Annotated in this window: 6 protein-coding genes; 4 read left to right on the forward strand and 2 right to left on the reverse strand. The window is 74.5% G+C overall.

Annotated features, from left to right (window positions below; all coding sequences use genetic code 11):
- A partial coding sequence (locus QJS33_RS30670; RefSeq protein WP_306371568.1) for a CdaR family transcriptional regulator occupies positions 1 to 409 on the forward strand: 409 nt, incomplete at its 5' end.
- Positions 410 to 868: 459 nt separating this feature from the next.
- Complete coding sequence (locus QJS33_RS30675; protein WP_306371569.1) at positions 869 to 2188, forward strand: GAF domain-containing protein; 1320 nt, start codon at positions 869 to 871, stop codon at positions 2186 to 2188.
- A 483-nt stretch (positions 2189 to 2671) separates the two neighbouring features.
- On the opposite strand, the gene QJS33_RS30680 is transcribed toward QJS33_RS30675, so the two are convergent.
- Positions 2672 to 3190, reverse strand: coding sequence for a hypothetical protein (locus QJS33_RS30680; protein ID WP_306371570.1), 519 nt, complete (start codon positions 3188 to 3190; stop codon positions 2672 to 2674).
- 547 nt (positions 3191 to 3737) lie between these two features.
- On the opposite strand from QJS33_RS30680, the gene QJS33_RS30685 reads away from it, so the two are divergent.
- Positions 3738 to 4970, forward strand: a complete 1233-nt coding sequence (locus tag QJS33_RS30685) for a PLP-dependent aminotransferase family protein (protein ID WP_306371573.1) — start codon at positions 3738 to 3740, stop codon at positions 4968 to 4970.
- 48 nt (positions 4971 to 5018) lie between these two features.
- Complete coding sequence (locus QJS33_RS30690; protein WP_372339747.1) at positions 5019 to 5969, forward strand: D-alanine--D-alanine ligase; 951 nt, start codon at positions 5019 to 5021, stop codon at positions 5967 to 5969.
- 72 nt (positions 5970 to 6041) lie between these two features.
- On the opposite strand, the gene QJS33_RS30695 is transcribed toward QJS33_RS30690, so the two are convergent.
- Positions 6042 to 7004 carry a S1C family serine protease gene (locus QJS33_RS30695; protein ID WP_306371572.1) on the reverse strand — a complete coding sequence of 321 codons (963 nt, stop codon included), beginning with the start codon at positions 7002 to 7004 and terminating at the stop codon, positions 6042 to 6044.
- Positions 7005 to 7337: the final 333 nt, after the last annotated feature.

Consider the following 7337-nt stretch of genomic DNA (forward strand, 5'->3'; position numbering starts at 1 on the left):
GACCGGGGCGGTCGGCGGCCCGGGGCCGCCCGGTGACCCGCCCGGGGCCGGCCGCCGCGCGGCCGCCCTGCTGGCCCGCGGCCGCGCCGCGGGCGCGCCGCTGCTCTGGGAGGAGGACACCGACCCGTTCGCGGGCCTGCTGGACCCGCCCGCCGCCGACGCCCTCGCCCGCCGGGTACTGGGTCCGCTGGCGGGGCAGGACGACACCGCCCGGATGCTGCGCCGCACCCTGCGGGCCTGGCTGACCCGGCACGGCGGCTGGGACCGGGCCGCCGCGGACCTGGGCGTGCACCGCAACAGCGTCCGCTACCGGATCGGCCGGATCGAAAACGAACTGGACGTGGACCTGGGCGACCCCGAGCAGCGGATGCGGCTGTGGTTCGCCCTCACCCGCCTGCCCGGCGGGTGAGCCGTGGTTTCCGCGGCGGACGGGCCCGTCCGGGACGGAACGGGCCGCTACCGAAGGGGACCGGGGTCGCGGTGCACGTGCAGGTGACCGGTGCCGATGCTCGGCCCCTTCGGGCCGAAATCCCATACGGGCGCTCTGAACTGCGGCGATGGGATCGTCGGTGAGCGGATTCCGAAAGCGATCGGTGGCCGCTATCGGCCAATCGCGCGATATCCCTTGCGCATCGGCTGGCCTCGACTTCGGCGATGGTGGAAGCTGAAGGACCACCCGCGGCGTCCGAACCCGGTGGCCCCGCTTCGCATCCCGTGCATTCGGCCACCCGCCACCCCTCACAGGAAACGGATGCGAACAGCGCCATCGACATCCGAAACGAGCGTCTGTCGCGGTTCGCGCGGTGACGCCGAATCCGAAGCAGGACACTGGACGGACGCCACCGTGAACACGAGGTCAGGGAGCCCCATGTCGTTTCCTCCGCTGGACACGGCCCTGCCCGCAGGGGTCGACGCCCGCGAACACGCCCTCACACTGCGCCGGATGCACGACGCCTCTCTGAGCGGACGGCCCGGTCCGGCCCGGCCGCGGCCGGTGATCGAGGACTCCTGGAGCCGCATGCGCCGCTTCGGCATCGACCCCGACGCCGGGCCGCCGCCGCGCCTGGTCTCCACCGACGAGCTGCACCGCCGCCGACAGGAGTCGCCCATCGCCGAGGTCCTGCCGCTCATCCGCCGGTCGCTGGTGTCGGTGGCCGACGAGGCCGACCACATCATGCTGGTCACCGACGCCTCCGGCCAGGTCCTGTGGCGGGACGGCTCGCACCGCATCCGCAGCATCGGCGACCGGGTCGGCCTCGTCGAGGGCGCCTACTGGAACGAGGGCAGCACCGGGACCAACGCCATCGGCACCGCCCTGGTGGTGGGCCGGCCGGTGCAGGTGTACTCGGCCGAGCACTTCGTGCGCAACCTGCACGCCCTGACCTGTGCCTGCGCCCCCATCCACGACCCGCGCGACGGGCGGCTGCTGGGCGCCATCGACGTCACCGGGCCGGTCTCCACCATCCACCCCTCCACCCTGGCCCTGGTCAGCGCCGTCGCCCAGTTGGCCGAGGCGCACCTACAGAGCATCCACCACACCCACCTGGAGCGGCTGCGCGCGGTGTCGGCGCCCCTGCTGGCCGGGATGCGGGAGCGGGCCCTGGTGGTCGACGACACCGGGTGGACCGCCGCCGCCGTCAACATGGAACCCATCCGCCGGGTGCTGCTGCCCACGCACCGCGAGAGCGGCACCGCCTGGCTGCCCGCCCTGGGGGAGTGCTCCCTGGAGCCGCTGCCGGGCGGCTGGCTCGTCCGCCCCCGGCCCGCCGAGTGCTCGGCGCCCTCCGTCGTCACCCTGGACCTGTCCGGGCCCGCCCCGGCGGTCACGGTCGAGGGCAGCAGCGGCAGCTGGGCGCACCGGCCCACCCCGCGGCACGCGGAGCTGCTGCTGTTGCTGGCGGTGCACCGGTCCGGGCGCACCGCCGCCGAGCTGTCCAACGACGTGTTCGGGGCGGTCGGGCACGTGGTGACGGTCCGGGCCGAGCTGTCCCGGCTCCGCCGCCACCTGGGCGGCATCGTGGAGAGCCGCCCCTACCGGTACAGCGAGGACGTGGTGGTGCGCATCGTGCTGCCCGACCACCCGGAGGACCTGCTGCCCGGGTCGGATTCTCCCGGTGTGCGGGAGTTGCGGTCCCGGATGGGATCGGGTGACCGGCCGATTCCCCTCGGTGTCGAGGTCGCAACCTAGTGCAACCGTTGCGGGCGGGGTCCCGGACGCGTTTCATGGGTGGTGCGCGGCCCCTGCCGGGGCGGTCGTCGGGCAAGAGAGGGCGCGACGACCGCACCAACCGGGAGCGGTATCGGCGCCCGCCGTCTCCGAGGCCTTGAGGGGGGTCGAAGAGCCGCGGCGGGCGCGTCCACAGGCCGGAGGTGGGTCCGGGACCTCGGGGGAGTCCCCGGGCCGTCCGCGCATCGGCGGCGTCCCGGCACGGTCTCTCCGGGGCGCCGCCCCCGTGCCGTCTCCCCGGACCCTTCAGGTGCCGGTCGTGCGGCGTCGTTGCGCACGCCGACCGCAATGCCTTCCGTGTCCTGGCCCGCAGAGGTCGGGACGCGTGGAACGCGGGGCGGCCGTCATCCGCCGCCGGGGATCCCTGAGGTTCCCCCTGGACGCGGGAGGCGGACCGGCAGCCGGCCGGACACCCACCCGCAAGCCCGGCCCTTCAGGGCCGGGTCAAGTCGACTTCTTGCCGTGGGCCACGGCGGACCCCTGCTGTTCGCCCGCGTCCTTCGCGGCCGGGGCGCACTGCATGCAGTCCATCCGGAACACCTCGTCGCCGTCGACGGTGCCCACGAACGTGCCGGGCAGCCCGTCGTCGCCCGCCGGGCGGGCGATCAGCGCCTCCCGGGACAGCTCGCCCTCGAACCGCACCCGGGCGCCCGCCTCGGTGCTGCCGGTGCAGTGCACGACGGTGGTGTCGCCGCGTTCGGCGTCGGCCTCACGGGAGGGGGAGGCGTCGGCGGGCGGGGTGGTGCCGCACTCCAGGGGGCCCTGGAGCGGGTGTCCCTCGCGGGCGAACGCGCGCTCGGCCCCCGGGCGCAGCACCGTCACCGACAGGGCCTCGGCGGTCTGCCGCAGTTCCACCGCGACGGGGTCGGTCTCCGCCGCGGGCGAGCACGAGACGACGGCCCAGGCCGCGCCCGCCAGCAGGACCGCCAGCGGTGTACGGGCCCCGGTCGAGCGGACTCCCATGGCTTCCCCCTCCTCCGGTCGGCCCACCTCCGCGGTGGGCCCGCCCCCACCGTCGCCGAGGGGCGGGCGACCGACCTGTTCCGACACGGTCACCGGGAGTGAAAAATCGTCCAAGATCCGGTCATCGCCGTGCGCGTCGCGGGGGCCGGGCGGGTACCCCGCAAGAGACGATGCGGACCGATCGGACGAAAGGGGAAAGCGTGATGAACAGCACGAATCCCTTGTCCGGAGGGGGCTGCGGCGGTGCCCTGGGTTACACTCGGTGCATTTACCGAACCGTGTTCACGCACGGCTCGCCCGACCCGGCCGTCGCATCGGCGTCGCCCCCGGCCCGGCCGCCACGGACGACCCGTGTGAACCACAGGCCCGTCGCGGGCGTCGAAACCAGGACCAACGATGATCCCGGCGGCGCCACCGCGCCGGCCCGCCCGACCGTCCTTCCCAACGGAGGTGGATCGTGTCCACTGACCCCCGAGAGCAACAGCCCGATCGTCAGGGCTCGCGCATCGACCCGCACCTCGGCCGCTACGCACGCCGAGCCCAGGGCATGGTCGCATCGGAGGTCCGTGCACTCTTCGCCGTCGCATCGCGCCCCGAGGTCGTCTCCCTCGCCGGCGGCATGCCCAACGTCGGGGCGCTGCCGCTGGAGCCGCTGGGCGAACTGGTCAAGGACGTCGTCGCCGAAGAGGGCGCGGCCGCCCTCCAGTACGGCTCCGCCCAGGGCGATCCCGTCCTGCGCGAGCAGCTGTGCGAGTACATGAAACTCGAAGGCATCCATGCCGCCCCCGACGACGTCATCGTCACCGTCGGCTCCCAGCAGGCCCTGGACCTCATCACCCGGGTCTTCGTCGACCCCGGCGACGTCGTCCTCACCGAGGCGCCCACCTACGTCACCGCCATCAACACCTTCGCCGCGTTCCAGGCCGACATCCGGCACGTGGGCATGGACGAACAGGGCGTGGTCCCCGAGGAGCTGGAGGAGGCGCTGGTCCGCGCCGAGCTCGACGGGCGGCCGGTCAAGTTCTTCTACACGATCCCCAACTTCCAGAACCCGGCCGGGATCACCATGAGCGCCCGGCGGCGGACCGCCGTCGTCGAGGCCTGCCGCCGGCACGGTGTGCTCATCGTCGAGGACAACCCCTACGGCCTGCTGCGCTACGACGGCGAGCCGCAGCCCACCCTGTACTCCCAGGGCGAGGGCAACGTCGTCTACCTCGGTTCGCTCTCCAAGACCCTGTCCCCGGGACTGCGCATCGGCTGGGCCCTGGCCCCGGCCGCGGTCCGCGCCAAACTGGTCCTGGCCGCCGAGTCGGCGATGCTCAGCCACTCCACCTTCAACCAGCTGGTGGTGCGCCGCTACTTCCGCAAGTTCCCGTGGAAGGAGCAGATCAAGGCGTTCAACGGCATGTACAGCGAGCGCCGCGACGCCATGCTCTCCGCGCTGACCGCGATGATGCCCCAGGGCTGCACCTGGACCCGCCCCGAGGGCGGCTTCTTCGTCTGGGCCACCCTGCCCGAGGGGATCGACGCCAAGGCCATGCTGCCCCGCGCCGTCACCGAACGCGTCGCCTACGTCCCCGGCACCGGGTTCTACGCCGACGGCCGCGGCCGCCAGAGCATGCGGTTGAGCTTCTGCTACCCCACCCCGGAGCAGATCCGCGAAGGCGTCCGGCGTCTGGTCGGAGCCATCGAGGGCGAGCTGGACCTGCGTGATACGTTCGGCAGCACCCTCGTCCCGCCCACCGAGGGCGACCAGGCACCCACCCCCGACACGCCCTGACCCCGAGGGGCACCGAGCACCATGACAGCACAGAAGGAGGTCCGCGCCGTGGCCGACCTTGACCGCGTTCTCGTTCTCGCCGGGGGCCTGTCCCCCGAACACGAGGTGAGCGTCCACTCCGGGCGCAGCGTCGCCGAGGCGCTGCGCCGACTGGACGTGGAGGTCCAGGTCGCGGACGTCGACGCCACTCTGCTGGACCGGCTCGCGGCGGACCCGCCCCAGGTGGTCTTCCCCGTGCTGCACGGGTCCGCGGGCGAGGACGGCACCATCCGCGAGGTCCTGGACCTCGTCGGCGCCCCCTACGTGGGGGCCGACCCCGCCGCCTGCCGGCTGGCCTACGCCAAGCCCACCGCCAAGGCGCTCATGGCCGCCCGCGGCGTGCGGGTACCGCGCGGCGCCGTCCTGCCCAAGTCCGCCTTCCACGACCTGGGCGCCCCGGCGCTGCTGGCCAGGCTCGCCGACCGGCTGGGCTCACCGCTGTTCGTCAAGCCCGACCGGGGCGGATCGGCCTTCGGCGCCACCCCCGTCACCGGGGCGCAGGACCTGTCCGCCGCCCTGGTGTCGTGCTTCGCCTACAGCGACTCGGCCCTGGTCGAGGAGCAGGTGCAGGGCACCGAGCTGGCCGTGGGCGTGCTCGACACCGGTGACGGGCCCACCGCGCTGCCGCCGGTGGAGATCGTGCCCGACGGCGGGGTGTACGACTACGCCGCCCGCTACACCGCCGGCCGCACCGAGTTCTTCTGCCCGGCCCGGCTGCCGGAGGAGACCCTGGAGGCGGCCCGCGAGGTGGCGCTGACCGCGCACCGCACGCTGGGGCTGCGGGACCTGTCCCGCACCGACCTCATCGTCACCGACGGGGGCGAGGTCATCTTCCTGGAGACCAACGTCGCCCCCGGGCTGACCGAGACCTCCACCTTCCCGATGGCCGCGGCCGCCGCGGGACTGGACTTCGCGGTCCTGTGCCGGGAGCTGGCCCACCGGGCGCTGCTGCGCGGCTGACCCGCGCAAGGGGAGAGCGGGGCCCGCCGGTTGTTCGCGGGCCCCGCTTCCGTGTGTTCCGTCGTGTCCGGTTCAGCGGGCCGGGGACAGCTCCTCGGGGACGGCCACCACGTCGACCAGGGCGCCCTTGCGCAGCACGGTGATGGGCATGCGCGAGCCGATCGCCGTGCCGAGCATGAGCCGCTGCAACCCCTGGCCGTCCTGGACCGGGTGGCCGGCGGCGTGCAGGACCACGTCGCCCAGGTGGATCCCGGCGACCCCGGCGGGGCTGTCCGGCACCACCTCCACCACGCGCAGGCCGCGTTTGCGGCCGGTGCGCTCGGCGACCTCCGGCGGCAGCGGGGCGGGGACCCCGGCCACCCCCAGCCAGGCGCGCCGCACCCGGCCGCGGGAGACCAGGTCGGCGATGATGCCGCGGGTGGTGGAGTTGATCGGCACCGCGAGGCCCAGCCCGTACCCGGCGACGGCGGTGTTGACGCCCACCACCCGGCCCCGGGAGTCGGCCAGCGCGCCCCCGGAGTTGCCCGGGTTCAGGGCGGCGTCGGTCTGGATGACGTCGTCGATGAGCCGCACGTGCCGCCCCTCCCGGGCGGGCAGAGAGCGGCCCAGCCCGGAGACGATCCCGGCGGTGACCGAGCCCGACAGCCCGAACGGGTTGCCGACGGCCACCACCAGGCGGCCCACGGTCAGGGCGTCGGCGTCGCCCAGGGTCACGGGCGGGGCGATGTCGCGCTCGGTGCGCAGCACCGCCAGGTCCGAGAGGGGGTCGGCGCCGACCACGGTGAACGCGGTCTCGGAGCCGTCGCCGAACTCGGCCCGGCCCCGGTCGGTGCCGTCGACGACGTGCGCGCTGGTGAGCAGGAGCCCGTCGGGCGTGAAGACCACGCCCGAGCCGGAGCCGGAGCCGCGGGGGCCGCGCAGGGTCAGGGCGGCGACGCTGGGCAGGACCGTCTCGGCGACGGCCGTGACGGTGGAGCTGTAGGAGTCGAGGATGTCCTGGTCGGCTGTCTGCGCTGTGTTCTTCTCAGCGTCCATGTGGACCTCAACAGCGGCCCGCCCCCGCTGATGCCCCCGGGCCCTGCGCTCAGGGCGAACGCGCGGGCCGGTGGGCCGCCACGCCACGGCGGCCCACCGGCCGGGTCGGACCCGTGTCACCGGCCCGACGCCCTTCGATGACACCACGGTGCCGCCGGTGCGGACAAGGGGACCACGGGGCCTCAGGCCAGGGCGCGCGTGACGGTGTCGAGCAGGGTCGCCCGCAGCAGGGCGGTCTTGTAGCGGGTGCCCGGCAGCGGGGTGGTGCGGGCGGCGACCGCGTCCAGCGCCGCCGCCACCTCCGGGCCGGGCTCGGCGCCCGTCCGCGCCCCG

Origin of the sequence: Nocardiopsis sp. CC223A (assembly GCF_030766825.1) — a bacterium.
Classification (GTDB): domain Bacteria; phylum Actinomycetota; class Actinomycetes; order Streptosporangiales; family Streptosporangiaceae; genus Nocardiopsis.

Excerpts from the sequence above, each read along its gene's own strand:
- QJS33_RS30695 (WP_306371572.1), bottom strand. The coding sequence starts at position 7,004 with ATGGACGCTGAGAAGAACACAGCGCAGACAGCCGACCAGGACATCCTC.
- QJS33_RS30675 (WP_306371569.1), top strand. The coding sequence starts at position 869 with ATGTCGTTTCCTCCGCTGGACACGGCCCTGCCCGCAGGGGTCGACGCC.
- QJS33_RS30680 (WP_306371570.1), bottom strand. The coding sequence starts at position 3,190 with ATGGGAGTCCGCTCGACCGGGGCCCGTACACCGCTGGCGGTCCTGCTG.
- QJS33_RS30685 (WP_306371573.1), top strand. The coding sequence starts at position 3,738 with ATGGTCGCATCGGAGGTCCGTGCACTCTTCGCCGTCGCATCGCGCCCC.